Raw genomic sequence first — 26,097 nt, forward strand, 5'->3', positions numbered from 1 at the left:
CCAGCGCGGACCCGTCGTACCCGGCGTGCCTGCACTGGCGTGGATCTGTGCCGAGCGACACGCTAGCCGTGCTTGCGATGCAGGACTCACATGACGCTCACCACAGAGGGTGTGGATTGCGGGAGTGTATTGGTACTGCTTCGGCGCTCCGCAACGCGTCCCGGGCAGCGCACGTTCGGTGACCTTGTGTGATTGGTCACTGGATCGATCTCGGGCCGGTTCTGTCGGTGTCCTGTGCGAAGCTTCGGCACGTGGTGGGAGAGCGCGGACCGAGGCTGCTTGACCGGGTCACGGCCGGGATCCCGGCGCGGGAGAACCCGGTCACGCATGTCCGCAGGCTGCCGGCGCGCGCGGCGGTTTTCGCGTCGTGGCCGGAGTGGGCGGCGCCGGAAGTGGTGTCCGCGTTCGCCGCGGCAGGCGTCGGGAAACCGTGGCAGCACCAGGTCAGCGCGGCCCGCCTTGCCCATGCGGGCGCGCACGTGGTGGTGTCCACCGGCACCGCGTCCGGCAAGTCGCTCGCCTACCAGCTACCGGTGCTCTCGGAGCTGGCCACCGGATCGAAGGCCACCGCGCTGTACCTCTCGCCCACCAAGGCGCTGGGTGCCGACCAGCTGCGCTCGGTGTCCTCTTTGGACGTTCCCGGGGTGCGTGCGGCGGCGTTCGACGGCGATACGCCGATGACAGAGCGCGACTGGGTCCGGGCGCACGCGAACTGGGTGTTCAGCAACCCCGACATGCTCCACCGCGGCATCCTGTCCGCGCATTCGCGCTGGACGCAGTTCTTCCGCAGGCTGCAGTACGTGGTCGTGGACGAGTGCCACAGCTACCGGGGCGTCTTCGGTTCGCACGTCGCACTGCTGTTGCGACGGCTGCGCCGAGTCGCACAGCATTACGGAGCGTCGCCGGTTTTCGTGCTGGCCTCGGCGACCACGGCCTCCCCGGCGGACTTCGCATCCCGGCTCACGGGGCTGGCCTGCGAGGCGGTCACGGAGGACGCGTCACCCCGCGGGGCGCGCACGATCGCGTTGTGGGAGCCACCGCTGCTCGAGGAGCTCAGTGGCGAGAACGGCGCACCGGTCCGCAGGCCGGCAGGCGCCGAAACCGCACGGATCCTCACCGAACTGGTCGTGGAGGGCGCCCGGTCACTGGCGTTCGTCCGTTCCCGCCGCGGCGCGGAACTCACCGCGCTCACCGCACGCCGTCAGTTGTCCGAAGTGGACCCTTCGCTGGTGGAAACCGTGGCGGCGTACCGTTCCGGCTTCCTCCCAGAGGAACGGCGGGAGCTGGAGCGGGCGTTGCTGTCCGGCCGGCTGCTGGGGGTGGCCACCACCAACGCGCTGGAGCTCGGCGTCGACATCGCGGGCCTGGACGCGGTGGTGCTGGCCGGCTATCCGGGCACGCTGGCGTCGTTCTGGCAACAGTCCGGTCGCGCAGGCCGCTCCGGCGAGGAGGCCCTGGTGGTGTTCGTCGCCCGCGACGATCCCCTCGACACGTATTTGGTGCACCATCCGCAGGCGTTGCTGGAGCGTCCGGTGGAGACCGCCGTGCTGGACCCGACGAACCCGTACGTGCTGGGGCCACAGCTGGCGTGCGCCGTCGCCGAGCTGCCGCTCACGGAACCGGAGCTGCCGACCTTCGGCGGCGATGCGGCACGCACCGTGCTGGCGGATCTGGTGGCGGAGAAGCTGCTTCGCCGCCGGACCAGCGGCTGGTATTGGACCGCCCCGGCCCGCCCGCACGCCGAGGTGGGCATCCGCGGCTCCGGCGGCGATCAGGTGGCGGTGGTGGAAGCGGACTCGGGCCGCATGCTCGGCACGGTGGACCCTGGCTCGGCGTGCTTCGCCGTCCACCCCGGCGCGGTATACCTGCACCAGGGCTCGTCGTACGTGGTGGACGAACTGGACCTGGAGACGGACCTCGCCCTGGTGCACGCGGAGGACCCGGACTGGAACACGTCCCCCCGCGAGATCGTGGACATCTCCGTGCTGACCACCGAACAGCAATGCCACCACAACGGCGTGACGGTATCCCTGGGCGAGGTGGCAGTGACGTCCCAGGTCGTGGGCTACCTGCGCCGCCGCCCCTCGGGCGAGGTACTGGACCACACACCACTGGACCTACCCCAGCAAAGCCTCCACACCAGAGCGGTGTGGTACACGGTGTCAGCAGATCTTCTGGAGTCCGCGCCTACTGCTGGACCGGCCGCTTCTCCTGGGTCGGGAGGTTCTGCCGGGCCGGAGGCTTCCACCAGGCCGGGGACTTCCACCGGGCCGGACGCTTCCGCCGAGCCGGGGACTTCCACCGAGCCGGGGACTTCCACCGAGCCGGACGCTTCCGCCGAGCCGGAGACTTCCACCGAGCCGGAGACTTCCACCGAGCCGGACGATTCCGCCGAGCCGGAGACTTCCACCGAGCCGGAGACTTCCACCGAGCCGGACGATTCCGCCGAGCCGGAGACTTCCACCAGACCGAGCGCTTCCGCCAGGCCGGAGACTTCCGGCGGGCCAGGGACTTCTGCGCGGACTCACTTTTCTGCAGGATCCACACTTTCTGCAGAGTCTGTGTCGTCCGTTCCGTCGGCGTCTTCTGCAGGGTCTGTGTCTTCTGTGCCGTCTGGGCATGGCCGGGAATCCGCCGACCTCACTCGCCTTCCGGCAGACAAGCGGGCCGCGCAAGGAGAGCAATCCGACAAGGACCACGCGAGGGCCGAAGCCACAAAACCAGCGGGAACCGAGGCCGCCCCAGTGGGAACCGAGGCCCTGCAATTGGCGGAGCCGGAAGCAACGCGACCGGCGGAGTCCGAATCCTCGCGGACAGCAGCATCTGAAGTCTCGCAGCCGGTGGGGACCGGGGTGGTCGGCAGGGCACCGGGGGGTGCCGGACTGGTTCCGGCACGCTTCCCCGGCGCCCTGCACGCCGCCGAGCACGCGGCGATCGGCCTGCTACCGCTGTTCGCTACGTGCGACCGCTGGGACATCGGCGGGGTGTCGACCGCGCGGCACGAAGACACCGGGGAGGCAACGGTGTTCGTGCACGATGGGCATCCTGGGGGTGCAGGGTTTGCCGACCGCGGTTATGCCGCGATTGTCCCGTGGCTGGCCGCTACGCGGGAGGCGATCGTCTCCTGCGAGTGCCCGACGGGCTGCCCGTCCTGTGTTCAGTCGCCGAAGTGCGGGAACGGCAACGATCCACTGGACAAGGCAGGGGCGGTGGCCGTACTGGATGCCGTGCTCGGGGCGTTGCGTCAGCACGGGCAGCAGTGTGGCCACGATGGTTCGTGAAACTCTTCGGTTGTCTCGTGCGGCCTGCCGGAGTGGGACCGGTCAGGCGGCCGTGGTCTCCACCAGCAGCGGAGCGCGTCCGGTGCTGAGCGCGCGCACCAGAACGTCGTGCACCTCGGTGGCATCCGGCAGCTGCCAGCCACACACCTCGGGCTTCACGCGCCAGTGCACCACGCCGTGCTGGAACGGCGAGGGCGGCAGCGGGATGTAACTGCCGTCGCCGTGCCACTGCACCGAGGCCAGCTCGGCCAGTTCGGCGGGGAGGTCGTCGGCGGGGGTGGTCAGAAACAGCCACCGGCCGTTCGGCATCGCGACGATCGGTGCCGGATGCCCCGCAGCACGGAGCAACCGGGCGGCACGCTTGCCGAGTTCCTGGTCGACCTCGATCGCGTCCACCACGGTGCCGGTGGCCACGAGCAGGCTGTGCGTGCGGTTGGTGAACCAGCTCGCAACCTCGTGAGCGTGCGTGCCGACGAGCTCGCGCCAGTCATCACGCACAGGCACCGGCCGCCGCCAGGTCAGGTTGTCCCCCTCACCGGTGATCGGCGCCGGGGCGGCCCCGGGGAGCACCGGCCAGCCCCGCCATGCGAGGCCGATCGCCTCCGCACGCAGTTCGATGCGGAAGGCGCTCCGCCAGCTGTCCGGCCAATTCGCGTCCAACATTGCTTTCCTGCCTTCAGGTTCCGGTCTTCGCGCCCCTCGGGTCGGGGCCTTGGTGGCGCACATCTCACTTAACGGCAATTTGCACATTGCGCGGAAGCCCCGCGCGACAACCGGCAGTCACCGCGCGTTGAACGCCAAGTAGTGCACCGCTCGACCGATACCGGCGCGCCGGTCACCGGCCGCTGACCTGCCCGCCAGTCCGCTCTCCCCGGCCTTCGACACTTTCCGACCCGCGCGCACCGCGACGGTCACAGCTCCCGGCACACCGCTCTGACCTGGCCTTTCAACCGCTCGCCGCGTGGCGGCGACCGCTGCTCGCGCCCTCCCGCCACTCATCGGCACGCCGATCCGAACCAGCGAGGCGGCACTTCCTCCCGGCTGATCACCACACTCCGACGCCTGTCGACAAGCGGTCGCCCGCCGGAGGCCCCTCGGCCGACCGTCCAGCCACGACAGCGGACCGGACCGCCAGATGCGAGACGGAAGCGAACCAGCCCCGCTCCGGTCGAGACAGCGAGCCGGCCACCAACTCGGACCAAGACGGAGCCACCCAGGTCGGACCACCAAGCCATCTCACCGAGGAACCCAACCAGCACAACGGCCCTTTGCTGCCGTGACCCGCACGGGCCACGGCAGCAGCAGCCGGAACGAACAAGCCAGCCAGCCCGGTCCAGCCCGCCCCCGGCCCGCAGGAACGCGATACGGCCGCGAGATCAACACGTCAACCGCCGAGAGGGACCGGCACAATGCGACCCCGCAACAACAGGTCAACCGCGCAAGGCAATGTCAACCGCGCAGGGCAACGCAGCCGCCGGGGGAGCTAACCGACCGCGCAAAATGGGGCCACGGTGGTCGGGTAGCGCAAACGGGCCACGGTGGTCGGGTCACGCAAGACGAGGCACGGTCGCCAGGCCGTCCGGAGCCAGGTCAGGGTGGCAGGTCGAGCGGTCCGGCTCGGGCTCGTGCGGTCGGTGGTGGCGAGCCGGGTACCGGGGCGACCGTGGAGCGCACCTCGACAAACGCGTCGCGATCGCGCCACCGGCAACTTGTCACGACTGCCCGTTCCCGATCCGCCACCTCTCGCGCGCGGGCGCAGGCTGTGGTCGGGCCGTCTGCTGCGTGTGCGGCAGCAGCCAAGGCACCGAGGTCGGCTGCTGCCTCGGCTCGGTGCCGAGCGGTGATCGCGACGCCGACCCACCAGACCAGCACGCTCACGCTGACCAGCGCCACTGTTGCGAGGGCCGTCCACACCGTGGCCACGCCCGAGTCACTGGAACGGCTCACGGTTCCACTCCCGGTTCGGCAATCGCGTAAGCACTGGCACTCAGGTGCAATACGGCGAGCGCATCCGTGGTGACCTCGACGGTGAGTCCGTCGCCGGAGCGGTGGACGGTGAGACGGGCACCGTGCGGAGCGATGGTCTGCACGACGGCGTCAGCGGCGCCCGGCTGTCCAGCCGCAGCAAGCCGTGCGGCTTCCCGCGCGGCATCCAGGCAACGCAGGTGTCCGGCCACCGCGGTCGTTCCCGCGAGCAGTACCGCGAGTACGGCGGTGAGCGCCCCAAGGGAGAGCGCGGCCTCAACGGTGACGAAGCCACCGTCCCGGCGGCGGCCGGCCATCAGGTGGCCAGCGTCAAAGCTCGTTGCACGAGCTCGGACAACGCCGTGGAGACCGTGTCTCCGGTGAGCACGAGGTAGAGAAGGACGGCGAAGGCCGATGCCGCTACCGTGCCGATCGCATATTCGGCGGTGGTGGTGCCCTCGTCTCCCTGCAGAAACCGCATACCGGTTTTCCTTCTTCCGATAGTGGATGGATTCACAACAAGCCACCGATTCGCTCGGCAAGGCCGAGCACCACCGGCAGCACGCCGAGAGCGAAGAACGCGGGCAGGAAGCACAACCCCACCGGCAGGGCGAGAGCGACCCCGGCCCGTTCTGCGCGTTCTTCGGCCTCGGCATCCAGCCCGTCACGCAGACGGCGGGCCAGGTCATCCGCGGTCGCGGCGAGTGCGGTGCCGGACCGCGCGGTACGGGTGGCGGCGACGGCCAGCTCCTCGAACCCCGCGCGTGCCCGCACTGGAGCCCACGCAGGCTTCGGGTCGGCGCCGAGAGCAAGCAGGCTGGCCGTCGACCGCAGTGCCCTGCCAGTCTCGGCCGGCGCACCGTTCGCGACGGTTTCGAGCGCCACCGGGACTGGCATCCCGGTCCGGAGACAGGCATTGAGCAGGTCGAGCACGGCCGCGGAACGAAGCCGTTCGGCAACGTCGTCCGGGGCTCGAGCACGCCGCGACCTTCGCAGCAGCCACCACCCGCCCACGCCGAAGACGAGGCCGACCGGGATCCCGACCACGGCTGCCACCGACAGGCCGCCGAGGACCGCCGTCGCAGCATGGATGATCGATGGACGCACCGTCGGCCGACCCCGCCGAGCCCGTGCGAGATGACGAGGCGGCGGCGCACCCGGCCAAAGCACCAATGCCACGGCGGCGAGTACGAGCGCCACTCCGAGGGGCGTCATGTGCCCACCACCCCCGTGCGTCCGGTCAGTGCACGTGACCAAGCAGTGCCGGCCCACAGCAAAGCTGCACCGACAACCAAAAATGCTTGGCCCACAAGGGTTCCGGTCAGCACTGTCAACGGCCCGGCGCCGATCGCCTGGCCGAGCGCGAGACAGCCGATGGGCAGAACCGTGAGCACCGTGGCACTCATACGCGGACCCGCCATCTTCGCGTGCAGCCGCCGGGCGAACATCGTCTCGGCCTCGACGTCGCGGCGAGTCGCTTCCAGTGTGTCGGCGATCGGCAGACCGTGCCGACGGGCGAGGTTCCAGGCCTGGGCAAGTCCGGGTAGTGCAGCCGACTCGAGGGGACCGTCGAGCCGGGCGGCGGTCGCCAGATTGCGCAGCTCCCCGGCCAAGGCCGGTACAGCATCGGCGGCTGCTTCCGCAGCCGGCGCCGGATGCGTACCGGAACGCAGCTCGGCCACCACCATCCGAAGGGCCGCCGATGCCTGCTCGGCCCGCGCCAATGCGGCGGACTTTTCCCTTCTGCTGCGCCATTCCTGACCGATCGAAAAGGTGAGCAGAGCGGTCGCGACCGCCGCCCCGACCCCGGCAACCGGAAATGCCAGCACTGCCGGAGTCAGCCACAGTGCTCGCCGAGGCGGAACCGGCAATCTGAGTCGCAGCCGGAATGCCGGGAGCAGCCGACTGGGAATCGTCGGCCAACACAGGATTCCGGTACCGATGCAGAGCAGAGGCCAGGCGGAAATCATGCGCACGCCTCATCCCGGACGAGATCGGTGAAAAGAGCTCGCCGAGCGGTCCACTGTCCTTCGCGCCACACCGCGACGGCACGGACCTCGCCGTGGTACCGCTGAAGCACGGCCACTTCGGTGAGCGCCCGTCCGACGGACGTGCGACGCATGTGCAAGACCACCCGGACGGCGGCAGCGAGCTGGCTGTGCAACGCCTCCCGGCCGAGACCACCCAGCGCGGCGAGCGCTTCGAGCCGAGCGGGCACCTCCGCCGGCGAATTGGCGTGCAAGGTACAGGCACCGCCCTCGTGACCGGTGTTCAGCGCGTTGAGCAGCGAGCACACTTCCCCACCGCGGACTTCGCCGACGACGAGCCGATCCGGCCGCATCCGCAGCGCCTGCCGGACCAGCTCGGGCAGGTCCACCGCACCTGCTCCCTCCACATTGGCCGGACGGGCGACGAGACTGACGAACTGCGGATGCGTCGGACGCAATTCACCGGCGTCCTCGACGCAGACGATGCGCTCACCCGGATCCACCACACCGAGTAGCGCACTCAGCAGCGTGGTCTTCCCGGCACCGGTACCGCCCGTAACCAGGAAGGCAAGGCGATGCTCGACGACGGTGCGCAGGATGCGCGCACCAGCCTCGTCGAATACCCGGCGTCGACGCAGGGCGTCCAAGTCGTACGTGGCAGGGCGCAGAACTCGCAGTGACAGACAGGTTCCATCGGCAGCAATGGGCGGGAGAACGGCGTGCACTCGAAGCCGTCCGCGCGGCGCCGGGAGCCAGCCGTCCACGTAGGGCTGAGCGTCGTCCAGCCGACGGCCGGCGGCGAGCGCGAGCCGCTGAGCGAGCCGCCGGACGGCGTCCTCGTCGGCGAAGCGCACCGCGGTGCGAGCCAGGCCGGCAGGCCCGTCGATCCACACCTCGTCCGGCGCGGTGACCAGGACGTCGGTCACCGTTTCGTCGTCGAGCAAGGTAGCGAGCGGACCGACCCCGAGGAATTCGTCCTGCGCCTGGCGGACGGCGTCCAGCACGGCATCGTGGCTGAGCGCGCCACCTGCCTCCGCGCGAACCGCCTCGGCCAGCGTGATCGGATCCGCGCCGCGGCTTTGCCCAGCGAGCCGGTGACGTACTCGTTCGACGAATTCGGTGGTCATCGTTGCTCCGTCAGGCGACTGTCGGGATAGCGGCAGAGGTGGCGGTCCGCAGCTCGGCCAGCACCACGCGAGCGGCACCGACGAGCGGCCCCTTCGGCGGCAGGTCGAACTCGCCCGTTTCAAGGGTGGCTGCGACCCGCCGCTCCGGAGGCAATGTCGCGAGGAGCGGCGGCCCCAGCAGCGCGGCAGTTCGGGAGGGCGGCGCGCCGTCGACCGGATGTCCACTTGCGACGATCGCGAGCCGGTCGGTGTGCGACCCCAGCCGGTGCAGAACCCTTTTCGCGGCCATACAGGCGCGGAACTCGACAGGCACGACCAGTACGACCAGGTCCGAGGCAGCAGCCACCGCCAGCGCACCGTCACCGAGGTGCCGAGGCAGATCGCAGACGACCGTGCGCCCGGAGCGACGGCCGGCCGCGACCACTGCGGACAACGCACGGGGACTGGGCCCCGGGCCGGATCGGCCACACGACAGCACCGGGAGTGTGCCGCGGCTCGGCAACGACGCGACCAGTGAAGGCACGGACACTCGGCCGGAGAGACGAACTTCCGGCCACCGCAAGCCTTTTGCGTGTTCCAAGCCGAGCGGCAGATCGAGTCCTCCCCCGAGCTCATCGCAGTCGACGAGCAATGCCGGACCCGAGCGGTCTGCTTCCACGGCGATTGCGGCGGCGAGCACCGAAGCACCCGCACCACCACGCCCGCCGACCACAGCCACAACGGGTCCCGGGGAATCGGCCGGCGCGTCGGCGACATCCGCGAACGCGACGGTGAGGTCGGATTCGTCGTCCGGCAGGCTCAGCACCCGGCGCGCGCCGACGGTGGCAGCTCGCCGCCAGGTCTCCATGCCGGCGGCGCCCTTGCAAATCAGCACCACACCGTCGCGCCGCGGCATGGCCGGACGATCGACTGCGGCATCTTCCTCGACCACCACCAGGGGGGCGCGAGCCCAGCGTCCTTGCGCGGCACTGAGGTCTGGCGCGTGGTCCAGTTCGCTGCCGGCGACAGCCGCGACACGCTGGATTTCTTCGAACACCGTGCCGTCGGCGGCGACGACGAGTGGCCGTGCGGTGACCATGTTTCCCTCCCCGGGTCTCGTGGGCCGGATCTCCACCGTCGCCTGCAGCGACCACGTGCGGCAACGCAGGTTTCGGCTTCCTGTGGACAACCGGGGGGTTGTGGACAACTCGGCCCGAAATCGATCCAGCGCGGCCCTCCTCATCGGCTTCCCCTGCACAATGAGAAGCAGGAATTCCGACAGGAAAACGATTGCCGGAGAGCACAGATCAGGAGAATCGATGCAGAGAAACGAAACCGGCGGTTTCAAGGGAGGGGCGACGGTGAGCGGTAGAGCGGGGCACTCGCTGAGTGCCGGTCGCGGTCGGACTGCACGAGCTACACCGCGAGAAGTACCGGTCTTGGGCGTGCCTGCCCGAGACCTGGAAGAACGCGCCAGAGCGCAAAGGAACAAAAGAAAACCGCGGGGAAAGAAGGCGGCCCTCGCCAGGGGGGAGGGGCGAGGGCCGCCAGGGGTTCAGCCCCGGGGGGTCGGACTGAACCGGCCCGGTGGTTACACCGGACCTGTCCACTGTAACTCGCCCTGGTCCGGATTGGTGCCGCACTCGACACCTACGATTCGATAACGGCGTCCGGAGCCGGAAGTGCCGTCATGTCATGGATTTTCCGGCGGGCAGGCGGACTGGTGTGGGGCCAACCCGGCGAGGAGGCGAGCGCCTATCCTGATCACGTGGCCGAAACCCGCAACGAAGAGTCATCCCGGCGCGCCGCCGCGTTCTTCGATCTTGACAAGACGATCATCGCCTCCTCCAGCGCCCTCGCCTTCAGCAAGCCATTACTCAAGGAAGGACTGATCAACCGACGAGCCGCGTTGCGAAGCGCTTATGCGCAACTGGTCTTCTCACTCGCCGGCGCCGACGCCGACAAGACCGAGCGGATGCGTGCTGAAGTCTCCGCACTCTGCGCAGGCTGGGATGTCGCTCAGGTTTCCGCGATCGTCCGCGAGACGCTGCACGACGTCGTCGACCCGCTTGTCTACGTCGAGGCGACCGATTTGATCGCGCAGCATCGGGCGGACGGCCATGACGTGATCATCCTGTCCGCCACCGGCGAGGAAGTCGCGGCGCCGGTCGCAGAGATGCTGGGCGCCACGCGGTGCGTTGCCACCCGCATGGAGATCGTCGACGGACGGTACTCGGGCGAAGTCGGCTTCTACTGCTACGGCGAAAACAAGGCAGTCGCGGCGAAACAACAGGCCGCCGAGCACGGGTACGACCTCGATGAATGTTTCGCCTACACCGACTCGAGTACCGACATCCCCCTCCTGGAGGCGGTCGGTCACCCGCACGCGGTGAACCCGGACAAGGCACTCCGTCGAGCCGCCGACGAACGCGGGTGGACAGTCCTGTCGTTCGAGCGGCCGATGTCGCTGCGCACCCGAATTCCGGCCCGTTCCGCGGGAATGGTGGCACTCGGTGTTGGCGCGGTCGCGGCCGGCGCGACGTGGTACAGCCTGAGCCGTCGCCGTCGGTTCCGCTCGTCTGCCGGCTGAACACCCACACGGCGGTACGAGGCATCGAATACCCCGCGCGGGGCAACCGATTGTCCCGGCGGCGAGGGCTGTTGTCACCGGATCGAGCCTCTGTAACGGTGCACCCATCCGCGCACTTGAAGTGACCGGGCTCACGGCGTAGAAAGTAGGTGCGGACGTTGAGTCGGCCAGGGCAGAGGTAGAAGAGAAGCCTCTGCCACCCCGGGCAACCTCCGTGCGCGGACTCCGGGTACCCACGCGCAGCACGCCGCGGGAGGCTCGTCGTCTAGGGACTGCGTACCGGGACGCCGGACGCCGAGTCCATGAAGGTACGACCAGAGTTGCACGCTTGGTCGCCCGAGATGTACCGCGCTTGCAGGCGGCGCCCGTTGGCCCTCGGCCGACGGGCGCCGCCAGTGTTTGCGGGGGAAATTCTCAAGTTACGCCGGTTTATGGGCGACCAGGTTGCGCCGAGTTTGTGGGCGACCAGGTGGCGCGGGCTGGTGAGCGACCGGGTCTCACCGGGTTTGCGGGCAAGCGGGTCACGCCAGGTTTGCGAGCGAGCGGGTTGCGCCGGGTTTACGGGAGAGCAGGTTGCGCCGGGGTTGGGGGCAATCTGGGCGCGGGTGGTCGGTGAGTGGGCGGCCGGAGCGTGGGCTTGGCTTGGGCGTGGGGTCGGCGAGGCGGCCAGTGGACGCGGACGTTGGCAGCGCTCGGTGCGGAACGTCGTGGTGTCAGGTGTGTTCGGTGGGGCGGGGTCTGGCGGTGGTAGCGCCAGTGAGGGCACTTGGTACGGGGGAATGCGCTGCTCCCGTACGACTGTTCGGCTTCGGTGGCCGCTCAGTTCCGTGGAGTGCTCGGCAGCGAGTGGGTGTCGGTTTCGGCGGGTGCTCCGCTTCGGTAACTGCTCGGGTGCCAGCGGGTATCCGCCACGGGGCGGGGCCCCACGCTGGTAACCGTTCGCGTCCCGGCGGATGCCGGCGCCGGACGGGCCCTTTAGCCCGGTGACCGTTCGGCTGGCGGCGGAGAACGACGTCGGACAAGGGCTTGGCGCCGATGGTCCTCGGGGCACGGCAGGGCTTCGGTTGGGGCTCGGTGCTCGGTAGGGGCTCGCCGCGTCGCTCACAGCGGGGATCGGCGTCGGTCGGTATTCGCCGCGTCGCTCGCGGCAGGGGCTTGGCGTGCGGTATTCGGTGCGTTAGGTGCTCGGCGCTTCGTTCACGACAGGGGCCTCGGCATCGGCCGGTGCTCGGGCGGGTTGAGTGTTGCGCGCGTTGGGTGCGCTAGGCGTTGGATGTTCAGGGCGCGGGGTGGGGCTGGGCGGCCGCTCAGGTGAAGCTGGTCGTTCCAACGCTCGGCCGATGGACAACGCGGGGGGTGGTGAGTAGCTTCCCGATACCGGCGCCGTTCGGTGGAGGCTTCACGTCGGCGGTGCGCGACACTGGGAGGACGATCGTGGCGGAGCGACTTGTTCGCGGGCGGCTGCGGAGGGTGCGGGTGTTGACCGTTTCGCTCGCGGGAGTGCTGGCGTGTGGGGGATTTTCGGGTGCTGCGAGCGCGGCGGATGCAGGCGCGCCGGGTGGTTCTCCGAATGCCGGCGACGGTCTCGCGGATCGGTTCGCCGGCTCGGGGACTGGGCTTGCCGACGCGGGAACCGGCGCGGGCAGTGTGGCACGTGGGCCGGGTTCGACGAGCGGAGCAGGCACTACGGCACTCGAGCGAGGATCGGCGAACACCCCGGCAGTGCACGGCCTGGCAAGCGGAGTCAGTAACCCGGCAACCACGCAAGTACCGCACGCCCCGGGAACGGCCCACGACTCGACGAGCGGAGTAGCCAATCCCGTCACCGAGGCGGGTCGTTCGGGGGCGGAGTTGGCGGAGGCGGCGGCGCGGGTGTTGCGGGGGATGAGCCTTGAGGAGAAGGTCGGGCAGCTGTTCGTCACGTGGGTGAATGGCAAGGCCGCGGACGAGGCCGATCCGAAAAACCAGGCCGATTTCGGGGTGGATACGGCGGCTCAGGCGGTCAGCAAGTACCACCTCGGCGGGGTCATTTACTTCAACAACGACAGCCGCGACAACTTCGACGATCCGGGGCAGGTCGCGAAGCTTTCCAATGGGCTGCAACAGGCTGCGATCGGCAGTGGTGCACACATTCCGTTGCAGATCGGTACCGATCAAGAGGGTGGCACCGTCACGCGGATGGGGGCGCCGGCCACCGAATTTCCCAATTCGATGGCCCTCGCGGCCGGGCGGGACGTCTCGGCGGGCACCGAGGCTGCCACGGTTCTCGGGCATGAGCTGCGTGCGGTCGGGATCAACCAGGACTACGCGCCGGACGCCGATGTGAATTCCAATCCGGCCAATCCGGTCATCGGGGTACGGTCGTTTTCCGGGCGGCCGGATCTGGCCGGTGACTTCGTGGCCGCCGAGGTGCGCGGGTATCAGGACTCTGGACCGGCCGCGGAGACCGTTTCCGCCACTGCCAAGCATTTCCCCGGGCACGGGGACGCGGCGACCGACAGCCACACCGGGCTGCCCCGCATCGATCGGTCCGAGCAACAGTGGCGGACGACCGACGTGCCGCCGTTCAAGGAAGCCATCTCCGCCGGGATCGATTCGATCATGAGCGCGCACATCCAATTCCCGAGTCTCGACCCCTCGGGTGAGCCGGCGACGCTGTCCGAACCGATCATCACCGGGAAACTCCGCGGCGAACTCGGATACGACGGAGTGGTGATCACCGATTCGCTCGAAATGCAGGGGGTCCGGGAACTCCACAGCGACGCGGAAATCCCGGTGCTCGCGCTCAACGCAGGTATCGACCAGCTGCTGATGCCCGCGGACCTTGACCTCGCGATCAACTCGGTGCTCGCCGCGGTGAAATCCGGTGAGCTGTCGATGCAGCGGATCGACCAGAGCGTGCTGCGGGTGCTGAAGTTGAAACTGAAACGCGGCATCCTGTCCGCCCCGTTCGACAACCCGGCACTCGTCGAAAGCAAGGTCGGCACGCCCGAACACCTCGCCGTCGCGCAAGGCATCGCGGATCGGTCGATCACCGCCGTCGCGAACGACGCCGGGGTGCTGCCGCTGAAGCAAAAACCGGCCACGGCACTGGTCACCGGCTGGGGCGAGACCAGCACATCGACGCTCGCCGAGCGGCTCACCGCGCACGGCACGAAGGCGACCGCCCTGGAGACCGGGCAAACCCCGTCCGACGCGCTGATCGCGCAAGCCGCCGAGGCCGCGAAAAACACCGACCTCGTGGTGGTGCTCACCAACAATCTCGGCGGGTTCCCGTTGCAGAACAAACTCCTGCAAGCGTTGACCGATACCGGCAAACCCATGGTCGCAGTGGCTGCGCAGATCCCGTACGACGCGGGATACACCAACCCCGTGCCCACCTGGCTCGCCACCTACGGATACCTCACCCCGTCGCTCGAGGCGCTGGCGAAGGTGGTGCTCGGCGAGGCCGAACCGAGCGGGAAGCTGCCGGTCGACGTGCCTGCCGACGGCGACGTGCACACCGTCAAATATCCCTTCGGACATGGGCTGACCTGGTGAACCTCAACCGCCGGAACTTCCTGGCCGTCCCCGCGGTGGCGCTGCCCGTCCTCGCCGGCGGCTCGACCATGGCGCAAGCAGCTCCGGAAGGACACGTGCGCACCGGTGCGGAGCAGCTCGCCGCACTGGGGTGGCGTCCACTCGCCGGGCGCAAGCTCGGCGTGCTGTCCAACCCGACCGGCGTACTCGCGAACGGCGACCACATCGTCGACTCGATGGTCGCAGCCGGGATACGCCCTGTCGCTGCCTTCGGGCCCGAGCACGGGTTTCGCGGCAGCGCGCAGGCCGGTGGCTCCGAAGGCGACTACAACGACCCGCGCACCGGCATCCCCGTGTACGACGCGTACGGCGCCGACGCCGAGAAGCTCGCTTCGCTGTTCACGAAGGCCGGGCTCGACACCGTGGTCTTCGACATCGCCGACGTCGGCGCGCGCTTCTACACCTACATCTGGTCCCTGTACACGGCGATGCTGGCGGCAGCGAAGGTCGGCGCCTCCTTCGTCGTGCTCGACCGGCCCAACCCGATCGGCAGCCGCCTCGCCGGACCAGTGCTCGACCCGAAGTTCGCGTCGGGCGTCGGTCTCAAGCCGATCGCGCAGCAACACGGCATGACGGTGGGCGAGCTCGCGCGGTTCTTCGCCGCCGAGTTCCTGCCCGGCGACGGCGCCAAGCTCGGGCACCTCGAAGTGATCCAGGTACGCGGCTGGCAGCGCGACACCTTCTTCGCGCAAACCGGGCTGCGCTGGATCCTGCCCAGCCCCAACATGCCCACGGCGGACACCGCCCTGGTCTACCCCGGCACCGGAATGTTCGAGGGCACGGTCTTCGCCGAGGGCCGAGGCACCACGCGGCCGTTCGAGATCATCGGCGCGCCGGGCGTCGACTGGCGCTGGCGCGAGGAGCTGGAGAAGCTGCGCCTCCCGGGTGCCGCGTTCCGGGAGATCTACTTCGTGCCCACGTTCGGCAAGTTCGTGAACGAGACCTGCGGAGGCGTGCAGCTCACGGTCACCGATCCGCGGGCGTTCGACGCGGTCCGCACCGCCGTCGCGATGCTGGTGACCGCCAAGCAAATCGCCCCGGACAAATTCGGCTGGCGGCCGGACCTCGCCATCGACAAGCTGTCCGGGTCGGCGCGGCTGCGCACCATGGTCGACGCCGGCGCCGGGGTCGACGAGATCACCGGAGCCTGGCACGCGGAGCTCGCCGACTTCGATCGCAGTCGACGGCCGCACCTGATCTATCGCTGAGGAGACCGGTCATGCGTGCTAGGAAAGTGCTCGTCGCGACGGTGGCCGTCCTGCTCGCGGCCACCACGACCGCAGGAGCAGCCACGACCAGCAGTCAGCACGACGCCGGCCGGTTCGACCGGCCCAGGCAGGGTTTCGCCCCGGCGAGCACGACGCTGCGCGAAGGCGAGCCAGGCGACGTCGGCCTCGACAAGCAGCCGATCCGTGACGCCGAGCAGTTCCTGAAGAGCTGGACGCAACCGGACGCCAGCGGGCATCCGCACTTCTCCGGCGCCGTGGGACTGCTCGCGCACGACGGTGTGGTCGTGGATCGCTACGCCGTGGGTGGCGCGCTGCGCTACGCCGACGCGAACGGCACCGAGCTGCCGCCCGGCCAGCAGGTGCCGATGCGCGACGACACCATCTTCGACCTGGCCTCGATCTCCAAGCTGTTCACCTCGATCACCGCGCTCCAGCTGGTCGACGAGGGCAAGCTGGACGTCAACTCGCCGGTCGTGCGCTACCTGCCCGACTTCGGTGTGCACGGCAAGCAGGACGTGACGATCGAGCAGCTGCTCACGCACACGTCCGGATTCGACGCCGACCCCACGCCGTCGCTGTGGGAGGGCTACCCGGACATCCCCTCGCGGCGCAAAGCCGTGCTCGACAGTCCGTTGAAGAACGCGCCGGGCAGCACCTACCTGTACTCCGACCTCAACATGCTGACGCTCGGCTTCGTGGTCGAAAAGCTCACCGGACAGCCACTGGACCAGGTCGTGCACGACCGGATCACGACGCCGCTCGGCATGGCCGACACCGGATACAACCCGCCGGCTTCGAAACTGGGCCGGGTCGCCGCGACCGAGTACGAGAGCGACCCGCCACGTGGTCTCGTACGCGGTCAGGTGCACGACGAGAACGCGTGGTCGCTCGGTGGCGTCGCAGGGCATGCCGGGGTGTTTTCCACGGCGAGTGACCTGGCGGTGCTCTGTCAGACCATCCTCAACGGCGGCAGCTACCGCGGGCACCGCATCCTGCGGCCGGACACCGTCGAGAAGATGCTCACGAACTACAACGAGCGTTTCCCGGACGACTCCCACGGTCTCGGGTTCGAACTCGACCAGCCCTGGTACATGGGCGCACTGTCCTCGCCGGTCACCGCGGGGCACACCGGTTTCACCGGGACGACGCTGGTGATCGACCCCGAGTCACGGTCGTTCGCGCTGCTGCTCACCAACCGCGTGCACCCCACGCGCGAGTGGGGATCGATCAACACCGCGCGGCAGGTCTGGGCGACGTCGCTCGCCAAGGCCATGGCGGTACGGCCGGTCGTAGGCCGTGACGCTTGGTACGCGGGTCCCGGCGACAACGCCACCGTGACGCTCAGTACTCCGCCGCTGACGTCGCGGAGCGGGTCGCTGCACGCGTCCTTCCACGCCTTCGTGGACACGGAGGGGCCGAGTGACCCGCTCCAGCTCGAATCGAGCGTTGATGGGGTCAATTGGCAACCGGTCTCATTGCACGCAACGGGACCGGGTGCACCCGCCGGAAGTGTGACGTTGCTCTCCGGGCACGGGCACCGGGCCTGGTGGCAGGTGTCCGCGGACGTGCCGGCGACGGGCGTTACCACCCTCCGCTGGCGTTACGCGACCGACGCCAACTACACCGGCCGTGGGATCTCACTCGACGGTGTGAAAGTCACCGAACGCGGCCGAACCGTCCTCGATGGTGAGCGAAATCCGTCCTCGCTGACCTCGTCCGGGTGGCAGTTGAGCGCACGGTGAACGCGCGGTCGCGCTACGCCGACGAATCTGCCCCATTCAGCCGGACCCCAGCCGTTCGGTCGCGACACTAAGTTGCCAAGTCGTTAGCTTGAGCTCGTTAACAAGGCAGACCCGGTTAGCGACTTTCTTAACGACGATTAATCGCGAACCGAAGTCCGCAGACACGGACGAGTTGTGATCCTGCCAAAGGATGTGGGTAGCCTTGTCTCAAATGCCAACGGTTAGTAACTTTCCGACGGCAGCTGATGCCGACTCCGTAGTCATCACTGCGCCGTCCGAGGCCCTCGCAGGCCAGGTACCTGCGAGGGACGCCGACGCGAGCCCGTTGGTCCGCATCCGCTCGCTCCTGCCCGGCCTCGCGCGCGCCGAGCAGCGCGTCGCGCAGGTGGTGCTCGGCGATCCGGCCGCCGTCGCGCGCCGCAGCATCACCGAGGTCGCCCTCGCGGCGAACACCTCGGAAACCACTGTCACCCGCTTCTGCAAGGCCGTCGGCGTGGGCGGCTACCCCCAGCTGCGGATCGCGCTGGCCGCGGACACCGCACGCACCGAAGCACGCACCACGCGCAACCTCGGTGGTGAAATCGGCCCCGGCGACGACTTGGCCTCGGTGGTCGGCAAGGTCAGCTTCGCCGACGCGCGGGCCGTCGAGGAGACCGCCGACCAGCTCGACGTGGCCCAACTGCAGAGCGTGATCGACCTCGTGGCGAGCGCCGGGCGGGTGGACGTGTACGGCGTCGGCGCCAGTGCGTTCGTCGCCGCAGACCTGCAGCAGAAGCTGCACCGGATCGGGCGGATCAGCTTCGCCTGGTCGGACACGCACATCATGCTCACCTCGGCCGCGGTGCTGAAGGCGGGCGACGTCGCGATCGGCGTCTCGCACACCGGCGCCACCACCGACACGGTGGAAGCACTGCGCGTCGCACGCGAGCGCGGCGCGGTGACCGTGGCGGTCACGAACTTCCCGCGTTCGCCGGTCACCGAGGTCGCCGACCACGTGCTGACCACCGCGGCCAGGGAAACGACCTTCCGCTCCGGCGCGACAGCCAGCCGGATCGCGCAGCTGACCGTGATCGACTGCCTCTTCATCGGGGTCGCCCAGCGGCACATGGAGGCTTCGGTCAACGCGCTCGACGCGACGAGGGACGCGGTCGGCGCACACCGGCTCGGGGTCAGGCCCGACGGCCGCCGCCGCCCGCGGGAAACCGGCAAGTGAACGGAAAAGTGAGGCACATGATGACCGTCCCGCGTCAGACGGTGCACGTCGATTCACCGACCGAGCAGCGCAACCCCCGTACGGTCGACATCGACCTGATGTCCACGCAAGGGATCCTCGGTGCGATCAACGCCGAGGACCGCCGGGTGCCGGATGCGGTCGCAGCAGTGCTGCCGCAGCTGGCCCGTGCGGTGGACTACGCGGTGGAGGCGCTGCGCGGCGGCGGCCGGGTGCACTACGTCGGTGCGGGTACTTCCGGGCGGCTGGCCACGCTCGACGCGGCCGAGCTGGTGCCCACGTTCAACGTGCCGGCGGACTGGTTCGTCGCGCACCATGCGGGTGGCGCGAAGGCGCTGCGCGAGGCCGTGGAAAACGCCGAGGACGACGCGGAGGCAGGCGAAGCCGAGCTGACCGCGTCCGTCCGGCCGGGTGACTTCGTGCTCGGGCTGGCCGCGTCCGGACGGACGCCGTTCGTGCTCGGCGCCCTCGCCGCCGCGCGCCGGGCCGGCGCGCACACCGGTCTCGTCTCGGCCAATCCGCGGGCCGCCAAGCCTGCCGAGGTCGAGGTGCTGATCGCGGTCGCGACCGGCCCCGAGGTCATCGCGGGCTCCACCCGGATGAAGGCGGGTACCGCGCAGAAGCTGATCCTCACCGCGTTCTCCACCGCGACGATGATCAAGATGGGCAAGACGTACTCGAACCTGATGGTCAGCATGCGCGCCACCAACGCGAAGCTGCGCGGCCGCACGATCCGCATCCTGCAGGAAGCCACCGGCATGACCATGGCCGACTGCTCGGACGCGCTGACCGAAGCCGGCGGTGAGCTGAAGGTGGCACTCGTGCACCTGCTTTCCGGCAGCGACGTCACCCGCGCCGCCAAAGCACTCGACGCGGCCGACGGGCACGTGCGCAAGGCACTGGACTCCCTTCGCCTGCGCGCAGGCTGACCCCTCCCGGCCGCTCGTGGGCATCTCATCCCGCGGGCGGCCCGTTGCAACTTACCTGTTCATCTGCTTAGCCTTTCAGGTATTTGGCCGAGCAGGAGGACGACGCCCATGACGCAGCAGACGAGTCTTTCCCGGCGCGACCGGTGGTCGATCGGCGGGATGACGGCGGTGATCCTGCTGCTGAACCTCGTCGGCTGGGGAGTGCTCGCGCTGGTCGTCGCGCCGCGGCACTACGACCTCGGCGCCGCCGGCGGGTTCGGCATCGGGCTGGGCGTCACCGCGTTCACCCTCGGCATGCGGCACGCGTTCGACGCCGACCACATCGCCGCGATCGACAACACCACCCGCAAGCTGATGTCCGACGGGCAACGGCCGTTGTCGGTGGGGTTCTGGTTCTCGCTCGGGCACTCCACCGTCGTGTTCGCGCTGTGCTTACTGCTGTCACTCGGCGTGCGGGCACTGGCCGGGCAGCTGGAGGAGGATTCCTCGGCCCTGCACGAGACGACCGGACTGATCGGCACCTCGGTTTCCGGCGTTTTCCTGTACCTGATCGCGATCATGAACCTCGTGGTGCTGATCGGCCTCGCCAGGGTGTTCACCCGGATGCGCCGCGGTGAGCTGGACGAGGCGGCACTGGAGCGGCACCTGGACAACCGCGGGCTGCTGAACCGGTTGCTGCGCGGGGTGACGAAGGCCGTGCGCAAGCCGTGGCACATCTACCCGGTGGGTGTCCTCTTCGGACTCGGTTTCGACACCGCGACCGAGATCGGACTGCTCGTGCTCGCCGCGGGCGCGGCCACGTTCGCCTTGCCCTGGTACGCCATCCTGGTACTGCCGGTGCTGTTCGCCGCAGGCATGAGCCTGTTCGACGCTGCCGACGGCGTACTGATGAACTACGCCTACGGCTGGGCGTTCGCCCGGCCGATCCGCAAGATCTACTACAACCTCACGGTCACCGCGTTGTCCGTGGCCGTCGCATTCGGCATCGGCACCATCGAACTCGGCTCGCTGCTGGCCGAGAAACTGGACATCACGCACGGTCCGCTGGCCGCGATCGCCGAGGTGGACCTCGACTACGCCGGGTTCGCCATCGTCGGCCTGTTCGTGCTCAGCTGGCTGGTGGCGCTCGCGGTCTGGCGCTTCGGCCGGATCGAGGAGAAGTGGACGGCACGGCTGGAGGTCGCGGACTCCTAATTGCGATGTGCACCGCCGCGGCGAAGATGTTCGTGGTCGCCGCCAAAACCGCCCGCAACCGGGCTGAGCGCTACCGCAGCGAAGGCGACAAGAACAAGTCAGCGACCTCGCGACGCACCGGAATCCGGAGCGCCCGTACTGGCTCACCCGATCGGTGCGGCGCCGGGAAACCCCGGCGCCGCACCTCGGTCACCAGGAACCGACCGGCTGCCGGATCGCGCCGTTGAGGCGGTTCCACACGTTGATCCCCGCGATGGTCAGCAGCAAGGAAGACAGCTCCTGCTCGTCGTAGTGGTCGGCGGCCTCGTCCCAGACCTGGTCCGGGACCGGGTCCGGGCGGTCCGCGATCCGGGTCACGCATTCGGCCAGTGCCAGCGCGGCCCGTTCCGCGTCGGTGAAGTACGGCGATTCCCGCCACGCCCCGACGGCCCAGATCCGCTCGTCCTTCTCCCCTGCTTCCTTGAGCTCGCGCGCGTGCATGTCCACGCAGACACTGCAGCCGTTGATCTGGCTCACCCGCAGGTGCACCAGCTGGTGGGTCACCGTGGGCAGGGTGCCGGCGTGCGCCGCCTTGCCCAGCGCCAACAACGCCTGCATCGCTTCCGGGTGTACCTGGACCGGGTGGTTCATCCGAGCCTGCATTGCTCCTCCTGTCACATCGCCCGCGTCCGGCGGGTCCGGAAAGTAGGACTCGCCGGAGAGAGAGGATGTGACAGTGCAGGACGAAGAATTCTGGGCGGCCCGGTTCGAGGAGCACCGGCCCCGGCTGCGGGCGCTCGCCTATCGGATGCTCGGTTCCTTCACCGAAGCGGACGACGCGGTCCAGGAGAGCTGGCTGCGGGTCTCCCGTGCGTCCGGTGCCGACGTGCGCGACACGGGCAGCTGGCTGACCACGGTCGTGTCCCGGCAGTGCCTCACCATGCTGCGCTCGCGCGCGACGCGCCGTGCGGAACCGCTCGATACGCACGTGCCCGATCCGATCGTGGCGTCCGGCGACGGAACGGATCCCGCCGACCAGGAGGTCCTCGCCGATTCGGTGGGGCTGGCCCTGCTCGTGGTACTCGAGGCACTCGATCCGGCGGAACGGCTTTCCTTCGTACTGCACGACATGTTCGCGGTGCCGTTCGACGAAATCGCGCCGATCGTGGACCGCAGCCCCGCCGCGGCCCGGCAGCTGGCCAGCCGGGCCCGGCGGCGGGTACGCGGGCTGTCACCCGCCGGTCCCCGTGATCGCCGCCAGCAGCGGCGGATCGTCACCGCCTGGCTGGCCGCCGCGCGCGGCGGGGATTTCGCCGCACTGGTCGAACTGCTGCATCCGGACGCGGTACTGCGCGTGGACACCGGCGGAGCGGGTTCGAAACTCGTGCGGGGTCCCGCCGAAATCGCCGGACAGGCAGTGCAGTTCCGGGCCGGCGGAGCGCTGGCGCAGATCGCCACCGTCAACGGCGCGCCCGGCATCCTCGCCCTCGACCACGGCCTGCTGCGATCGGTACTGGCGTTCGCCACGCGTGACGAGCTGATCGTGGAAATCGACATCCTCGCCGACCCCCGCCGGCTGGCGATGGTCGAGCTCGCGGGCTGACCCGGATCAGCCGCCGATCCGGTCGAGCGCGGCGATCGCGTCCGCGGGCAGCCGCACGTCGCCCACGGCCAGGTTCTCGGCGAGGTGCGCGGAACTCGCCGTGCCCGGGATCAGCAGCGTGCCCTCGTGGTGCGCCAGCAGCCAGGCCAGCGCCACCTGCGCCGCGGTCACGCCGAGGTCGGCGGCGATCCCGGTGACGACCGGGTTGCCGGTGACGTCCCAGCCGAGCTGGAAGGCCGAACCGAGCGGGAAGAACGGCACCCAGGCGACGCCGTGCTCCCGGCACAGCTCCAGCACCGGCTCGCCGGAGCGGTCGAGCACGCTGTAGCCGTTCTGCACGCACACGATCCCGGCGGGCAACGCGTGCCGCAGCTGGTCAGCCGAGACGTGACTGAGCCCGATGCCGCCGATCTTGCCTGCGTCACGCAGTGCGCTCAGCTCGGCGAGCTGGCTGTCGATGTCGACGATCTGGTCTCCCTCGGCGATCAGCCCCGGCGGGGCGTCCCCGCGGCGCAGGTTGACCACGTCCAGCCGGTCGACCCCGAGTGCGGAGAGGTTGGCTTCGACCTGTGCGCGCAGTTCCTCCGGTCGCTGCCGCAGGACCAGCGAACCGTCCTGGTCGTTGTCCGCGCCGACCTTGGTCACGATGACCAGGGTGTCCGGGTAGGGCGCGAGCGCTTCGCGGATGAGGCCGTTGCAGACGCCCGCGCCGTAGAACTGTGCGGTGTCGATGTGGTTGACGCCGCCGTCGACTGCCTGCCGCAGCACCGCGAGGCGGTCCGCGTGCGAGGCAGTCGAACGCTCCAGTTGCATTGCGCCGTACCCGATGCGCGCGACCGGCCGTCCCGCGAGATCCGCAGTACCGCCGGGCGCGGCGGGCTCAAGTGCCGTCATGGTGTTTCACTCCAGCTCTGGCATAGTGGAGGAGGATGCGGAGGCGCCTCCGTATCGCTACCGTAGCAGAACCGGAGGAGCCTCCGCATCATGTCGAGCGAGGAAAAGCCGCGACGCCTGCGAGCGGACGCGGAACGCAATCGCACCCGGCTGCTGGAAGCGGGCCGTGCGGCGTTCGGGTCTGGCCGGGAGCCGGTGACCCTGGAGCAGGTCGCCCGAGACGCGGGAGTCGGCATAGGCACGCTCTACCGGCACTTCCCGACCCGTGAAGCGCTGGTCGAAGCGCTGTACCGGGACGAGGTGGCGCAGCTGTGCGCGAGCGCGGAGGTCCTGCTCGCCGCCGAAGGACCCGCCCGCGCGCTGCGCCGCTGGATGGACCGGTTCGCCGACTACGCGACCACGAAACGGGAGATGGCGGACTCTCTCCGGATGCTGTTCTCCACCGGCGCGGTGGCGATCTCGGAGGTGCGCAAGGAATTCACCGCGGCAGTCCAGACCATCCTCGACGCCGGAACCGTCGACGGCACGCTGCGCACCGACGTGCGCGCCGAAGACGTTGTGGTCAGCGTGGTCGGGATGGCCTCCGCCACCGCGATCAACGGTGGGCAGGAGCAGCTGAACCGCATGTTCGACCTGCTGATGGACGGTATCCGCCGCTGACCGGTCAGCCCGCCGCGGAGGAGATGCTGCGGGCTTCCTTTGCGCCGGCTTCGAAGGCTTCGCAACAGAACAGCAGCCAGGCCTGCACCCCGTCCGGGGTTCCGTCCGCGAAGCCGGCGGCCAGCTCCACGTACTTCGGCACCCTTCGGAAGAACGCCACCTCGGGCACGGTCAGCGCCTTCGGGTCGAGACCGGTGGCGACCATCGACAGCCGTGCCGCCGCGCGGGCGACCACTCCGTCGGCCGTACCGAACGGGGACAACGCCAGCAGTTCGCCGTGCACCACGGCGGTGAGCACCGGTCCGGGCACCGAGGTCGCCCCCGCGACGAGCTGAGCCAGCAGCTCCAGGCGTTGCCCGCCACGGCGTGGACGGCCGAGTTCGTCCGGATCACGCACGACGTCGGAGGCGGCCAGCAGGTGCAGCCGGGCCAGCGCCTGCAACGGCGCCCGTCGCCAGGTCGGCAGCAGCGGTTCGAGCGACTCGGCCACGCGCAGTGCACCGGCCAGCAGCGGATCGGTCACCGGACCGTCGGCGGGCAGTTCGGGGTTGGCACCGTCGATCCCGGCCGACGCCCTCGCCGCGCGCACCGACGCCTCGGATGCGGTCTCCGCGCCTCCCCGGAGATTCGCCGGCAGCCGGTGCACCGCGAACACCGCATCCTGTGCCGCCTTGGCTGCAGCGGCAACGCCGTCGAGTTCGAGCAACGGCTTCAGCGGATCACTCACGCGTCCAGCACCTGCCCGGCACGCTTTACGACGGGGGCCTGCACCGACCACGGGAAGTTGATCCACCGGTCGGTGCGCCGCCACACGTACTCGCATTTGACCGTGGAATGCGGCTTTTCGTAGATGACCGCGCACCGCACGTCGGCCACGTGGTCGACGCAGAAGTCCCGGACCAGCTTGAGCGTGGCGCCGGTGTCCGCCACGTCGTCGGCGACCAGCACCTTCTTGCTCGCCAGGTCCACCACGTTCGGCACCGGCGGCAGCATCACCGGCAGCTCGAGCCGCTGATCGACACCGGTGTAGAACTCGACGTTCATCACGTGCAGGTTCTTCACGTCCAGTGCGTAGCCGAGCGCGCCGGCCACGAACAGTCCGCCCCTGGCGATGGAGAGCACCAGATCGGGCGCGAATCCGTCGTCGGCGACCACCTGGGCCAGCTCCCGGCCGGCCGTGCCGAACAACTCCCAGGTGAGCTCTTCCCGCTCCGCGGCCATGTACGCCCTCTTTCCCGTCCGTCCCGCGAGCATAGGCAACGGGCAAGTGGACTGGTGAATGAAGGTACAAATGGACCTCTGAAACAGCCACTTGCCGCCGTAGCGTGCAGCACGTGAGTGATTGGCAGGAGCATCCCACCTTGTCCGGCAGCCACGTACGACTCGAACCGCTGACCATGGACCACGCTGCCGGCCTGCTCGAGGCCGGCGCCGATCCCGGTATCTGGGCGTGGCTGAGCTCCCGGCAGCCGGTCGAGCTCGGGGAAGCCGAGGCCATCGTGAAGGCCGCGCTGACCGATCCGGACCGGCGGGCGTGGGCGCAGATCGACCTCGCCTCCGGACGTTTCGCCGGTACCACCTCCTACTACCAGATCGTGGCGAAGCACCGGATCCTGTCCATCGGGCACACCTGGATCGGCGCCGGTTTCCAGCGCACCGCACTCAACACCGAGGCGAAGTTCCTCTTGCTGCGCAACGCCTTCGAGAGCTGGGGCGCACAGCGGGTGGCGTGGGAGACCGACGCGCGCAACCTGCGTTCACAGCGTGCGATCGAACGGCTCGGCGCACTGCGCGAGGGCCTGCTCCGGGCGCACCGGATCCGGCCGGACGGCACTTCGCGCGACACGGTGCTGTACTCGATGACCGACGCCGAGTGGCCGGGCGCACGGGCCCGGCTGCTGGCCCGCCTCGGCTAGCCACCTGGGGCGCAACGCGGCTGCAACCTTGTCGTAGGCGGACTAACGTCGATAGCGTGCCGTGAGCCGCGGGTTCGCACTACAGGAGGCTTTGCATTATGACCGAGCAGTCCCCAGCGTTGGACAATCTGCTCACTGAGAGTCGTACGTTTCCTCCGTCGGAGGGGTTTGCCGCGCGGGCGAACGCGACGGCGGGGTTGTATGCCGCCGG

General features: G+C 69.4%; 23 protein-coding genes. 11 read left to right on the forward strand and 12 right to left on the reverse strand.

Going from position 1 to position 26,097, the window contains the following annotated elements:
• The first annotated feature begins 251 nt into the window (after positions 1 to 251).
• Positions 252 to 3,281: a DEAD/DEAH box helicase gene (locus ABD793_RS22465; RefSeq protein ID WP_344863031.1), complete on the forward strand. Its 3,030-nt coding sequence runs from the start codon at positions 252 to 254 to the stop codon at positions 3,279 to 3,281.
• Positions 3,282 to 3,323: 42 nt separating this feature from the next.
• Here ABD793_RS22465 and ABD793_RS22470 read toward each other — a convergent pair whose 3' ends face one another.
• From ABD793_RS22470 to ssd, 8 genes are all read right to left on the reverse strand, one after another.
• The gene (locus tag ABD793_RS22470) at positions 3,324 to 3,944 is read right to left on the reverse strand and encodes a bifunctional DNA primase/polymerase (RefSeq protein WP_344863033.1); all 621 of its coding nucleotides are present in this window, start codon (positions 3,942 to 3,944) and stop codon (positions 3,324 to 3,326) included.
• A 927-nt stretch (positions 3,945 to 4,871) separates the two neighbouring features.
• Entirely contained in the window at positions 4,872 to 5,228 is a 357-nt protein-coding gene (locus ABD793_RS22475; RefSeq protein WP_344863035.1) for an Rv3654c family TadE-like protein, read from the reverse strand.
• The gene (locus ABD793_RS22480) at positions 5,225 to 5,563 is read right to left on the reverse strand and encodes a TadE family type IV pilus minor pilin (protein ID WP_344863037.1); all 339 of its coding nucleotides are present in this window, start codon (positions 5,561 to 5,563) and stop codon (positions 5,225 to 5,227) included. The genes ABD793_RS22475 and ABD793_RS22480 overlap by 4 nt, the downstream gene beginning before the upstream one ends.
• Entirely contained in the window at positions 5,563 to 5,727 is a 165-nt protein-coding gene (locus ABD793_RS22485) for a DUF4244 domain-containing protein (RefSeq protein ID WP_344863039.1), read from the reverse strand. The genes ABD793_RS22480 and ABD793_RS22485 overlap by 1 nt, the downstream gene beginning before the upstream one ends.
• Before the next feature lie 32 nt (positions 5,728 to 5,759).
• On the reverse strand, positions 5,760 to 6,353 hold the full coding sequence (locus tag ABD793_RS22490; protein WP_425548735.1) for a type II secretion system F family protein: 594 nt from the start codon (positions 6,351 to 6,353) through the stop codon (positions 5,760 to 5,762).
• A gap of 104 nt (positions 6,354 to 6,457) precedes the next feature.
• Positions 6,458 to 7,075: a type II secretion system F family protein gene (locus ABD793_RS22495; RefSeq protein WP_344863043.1), complete on the reverse strand. Its 618-nt coding sequence runs from the start codon at positions 7,073 to 7,075 to the stop codon at positions 6,458 to 6,460.
• A gap of 137 nt (positions 7,076 to 7,212) precedes the next feature.
• The gene (locus ABD793_RS22500; RefSeq protein ID WP_344863045.1) at positions 7,213 to 8,361 is read right to left on the reverse strand and encodes a TadA family conjugal transfer-associated ATPase; all 1,149 of its coding nucleotides are present in this window, start codon (positions 8,359 to 8,361) and stop codon (positions 7,213 to 7,215) included.
• A 10-nt stretch (positions 8,362 to 8,371) separates the two neighbouring features.
• The gene (ssd, locus tag ABD793_RS22505; RefSeq protein WP_344863047.1) at positions 8,372 to 9,439 is read right to left on the reverse strand and encodes a septum site-determining protein Ssd; all 1,068 of its coding nucleotides are present in this window, start codon (positions 9,437 to 9,439) and stop codon (positions 8,372 to 8,374) included.
• Positions 9,440 to 10,108: 669 nt separating this feature from the next.
• On the opposite strand from ssd, the gene ABD793_RS22510 reads away from it, so the two are divergent.
• From ABD793_RS22510 to nicT, 7 genes are all read left to right on the forward strand, one after another.
• Entirely contained in the window at positions 10,109 to 10,930 is an 822-nt protein-coding gene (locus ABD793_RS22510) for an HAD family hydrolase (protein ID WP_344863049.1), read from the forward strand.
• Between the two features lie 1,884 nt (positions 10,931 to 12,814).
• Positions 12,815 to 14,470, forward strand: coding sequence for a glycoside hydrolase family 3 protein (locus ABD793_RS22515; RefSeq protein ID WP_344863051.1), 1,656 nt, complete (start codon positions 12,815 to 12,817; stop codon positions 14,468 to 14,470).
• A complete protein-coding gene (locus tag ABD793_RS22520; protein WP_344863053.1) occupies positions 14,467 to 15,717 on the forward strand; it encodes an exo-beta-N-acetylmuramidase NamZ family protein in 1,251 nt (416 codons plus the stop codon). The genes ABD793_RS22515 and ABD793_RS22520 overlap by 4 nt, the downstream gene beginning before the upstream one ends.
• A gap of 11 nt (positions 15,718 to 15,728) precedes the next feature.
• Positions 15,729 to 17,480, forward strand: a complete 1,752-nt coding sequence (locus ABD793_RS22525; RefSeq protein ID WP_344863055.1) for a serine hydrolase domain-containing protein — start codon at positions 15,729 to 15,731, stop codon at positions 17,478 to 17,480.
• 211 nt (positions 17,481 to 17,691) lie between these two features.
• The gene (locus ABD793_RS22530) at positions 17,692 to 18,693 is read left to right on the forward strand and encodes a MurR/RpiR family transcriptional regulator (protein WP_344863057.1); all 1,002 of its coding nucleotides are present in this window, start codon (positions 17,692 to 17,694) and stop codon (positions 18,691 to 18,693) included.
• A 17-nt stretch (positions 18,694 to 18,710) separates the two neighbouring features.
• Positions 18,711 to 19,640, forward strand: coding sequence for an N-acetylmuramic acid 6-phosphate etherase (gene murQ, locus ABD793_RS22535; protein ID WP_344863059.1), 930 nt, complete (start codon positions 18,711 to 18,713; stop codon positions 19,638 to 19,640).
• 108 nt (positions 19,641 to 19,748) lie between these two features.
• Positions 19,749 to 20,834 carry a Nickel transporter NicT gene (gene nicT / locus ABD793_RS22540; protein ID WP_344863061.1) on the forward strand — a complete coding sequence of 362 codons (1,086 nt, stop codon included), beginning with the start codon at positions 19,749 to 19,751 and terminating at the stop codon, positions 20,832 to 20,834.
• 189 nt (positions 20,835 to 21,023) lie between these two features.
• On the opposite strand, the gene ABD793_RS22545 is transcribed toward nicT, so the two are convergent.
• Entirely contained in the window at positions 21,024 to 21,476 is a 453-nt protein-coding gene (locus ABD793_RS22545) for a carboxymuconolactone decarboxylase family protein (protein ID WP_344863063.1), read from the reverse strand.
• A 73-nt stretch (positions 21,477 to 21,549) separates the two neighbouring features.
• On the opposite strand from ABD793_RS22545, the gene ABD793_RS22550 reads away from it, so the two are divergent.
• Positions 21,550 to 22,416, forward strand: coding sequence for a sigma-70 family RNA polymerase sigma factor (locus ABD793_RS22550; protein WP_344863065.1), 867 nt, complete (start codon positions 21,550 to 21,552; stop codon positions 22,414 to 22,416).
• 6 nt (positions 22,417 to 22,422) lie between these two features.
• Here ABD793_RS22550 and ABD793_RS22555 read toward each other — a convergent pair whose 3' ends face one another.
• A complete protein-coding gene (locus ABD793_RS22555) occupies positions 22,423 to 23,310 on the reverse strand; it encodes an aldo/keto reductase (protein WP_344863067.1) in 888 nt (295 codons plus the stop codon).
• A gap of 90 nt (positions 23,311 to 23,400) precedes the next feature.
• Here ABD793_RS22555 and ABD793_RS22560 point away from each other — a divergent pair, with 90 nt between their 5' ends.
• Positions 23,401 to 23,970, forward strand: coding sequence for a TetR/AcrR family transcriptional regulator (locus ABD793_RS22560; RefSeq protein ID WP_344863069.1), 570 nt, complete (start codon positions 23,401 to 23,403; stop codon positions 23,968 to 23,970).
• Positions 23,971 to 23,974: 4 nt separating this feature from the next.
• Here the strand turns inward: ABD793_RS22560 and ABD793_RS22565 are convergent, their stop codons facing one another.
• Both ABD793_RS22565 and ABD793_RS22570 read right to left on the reverse strand, forming a co-directional pair.
• A complete protein-coding gene (locus tag ABD793_RS22565) occupies positions 23,975 to 24,697 on the reverse strand; it encodes a Fic family protein (RefSeq protein WP_344863071.1) in 723 nt (240 codons plus the stop codon).
• On the reverse strand, positions 24,694 to 25,191 hold the full coding sequence (locus ABD793_RS22570) for a phosphoribosyltransferase (RefSeq protein ID WP_344863073.1): 498 nt from the start codon (positions 25,189 to 25,191) through the stop codon (positions 24,694 to 24,696). The genes ABD793_RS22565 and ABD793_RS22570 overlap by 4 nt, the downstream gene beginning before the upstream one ends.
• Positions 25,192 to 25,304: 113 nt before the next feature.
• Between ABD793_RS22570 and ABD793_RS22575 the strand changes: the two genes are divergently transcribed.
• Positions 25,305 to 25,886 carry a GNAT family N-acetyltransferase gene (locus ABD793_RS22575; RefSeq protein ID WP_344863075.1) on the forward strand — a complete coding sequence of 194 codons (582 nt, stop codon included), beginning with the start codon at positions 25,305 to 25,307 and terminating at the stop codon, positions 25,884 to 25,886.
• The last annotated feature ends 211 nt before the right edge of the window (positions 25,887 to 26,097 follow it).

Origin of the sequence: Amycolatopsis ultiminotia, from assembly GCF_039536925.1 — a bacterium.
Lineage (GTDB): Bacteria > Actinomycetota > Actinomycetes > Mycobacteriales > Pseudonocardiaceae > Amycolatopsis > Amycolatopsis ultiminotia.

Bases quoted from the DNA above. Each gene is read 5' to 3' on its own strand.
- ABD793_RS22545 (WP_344863063.1), bottom strand. From the start codon at position 21,476: ATGCAGGCTCGGATGAACCACCCGGTCCAGGTACACCCGGAAGCGATG.
- ABD793_RS22570 (WP_344863073.1), bottom strand. From the start codon at position 25,191: ATGGCCGCGGAGCGGGAAGAGCTCACCTGGGAGTTGTTCGGCACGGCC.
- ABD793_RS22485 (WP_344863039.1), bottom strand. From the start codon at position 5,727: ATGCGGTTTCTGCAGGGAGACGAGGGCACCACCACCGCCGAATATGCG.
- ABD793_RS22555 (WP_344863067.1), bottom strand. From the start codon at position 23,310: ATGACGGCACTTGAGCCCGCCGCGCCCGGCGGTACTGCGGATCTCGCG.
- ABD793_RS22560 (WP_344863069.1), top strand. From the start codon at position 23,401: ATGTCGAGCGAGGAAAAGCCGCGACGCCTGCGAGCGGACGCGGAACGC.
- ssd (WP_344863047.1), bottom strand. From the start codon at position 9,439: ATGGTCACCGCACGGCCACTCGTCGTCGCCGCCGACGGCACGGTGTTC.
- ABD793_RS22525 (WP_344863055.1), top strand. From the start codon at position 15,729: ATGCGTGCTAGGAAAGTGCTCGTCGCGACGGTGGCCGTCCTGCTCGCG.
- ABD793_RS22515 (WP_344863051.1), top strand. From the start codon at position 12,815: ATGAGCCTTGAGGAGAAGGTCGGGCAGCTGTTCGTCACGTGGGTGAAT.
- ABD793_RS22500 (WP_344863045.1), bottom strand. From the start codon at position 8,361: ATGACCACCGAATTCGTCGAACGAGTACGTCACCGGCTCGCTGGGCAA.
- nicT (WP_344863061.1), top strand. From the start codon at position 19,749: ATGACGCAGCAGACGAGTCTTTCCCGGCGCGACCGGTGGTCGATCGGC.
- ABD793_RS22470 (WP_344863033.1), bottom strand. From the start codon at position 3,944: ATGTTGGACGCGAATTGGCCGGACAGCTGGCGGAGCGCCTTCCGCATC.
- murQ (WP_344863059.1), top strand. From the start codon at position 18,711: ATGATGACCGTCCCGCGTCAGACGGTGCACGTCGATTCACCGACCGAG.
- ABD793_RS22480 (WP_344863037.1), bottom strand. From the start codon at position 5,563: ATGGCCGGCCGCCGCCGGGACGGTGGCTTCGTCACCGTTGAGGCCGCG.
- ABD793_RS22530 (WP_344863057.1), top strand. From the start codon at position 17,692: ATGCCAACGGTTAGTAACTTTCCGACGGCAGCTGATGCCGACTCCGTA.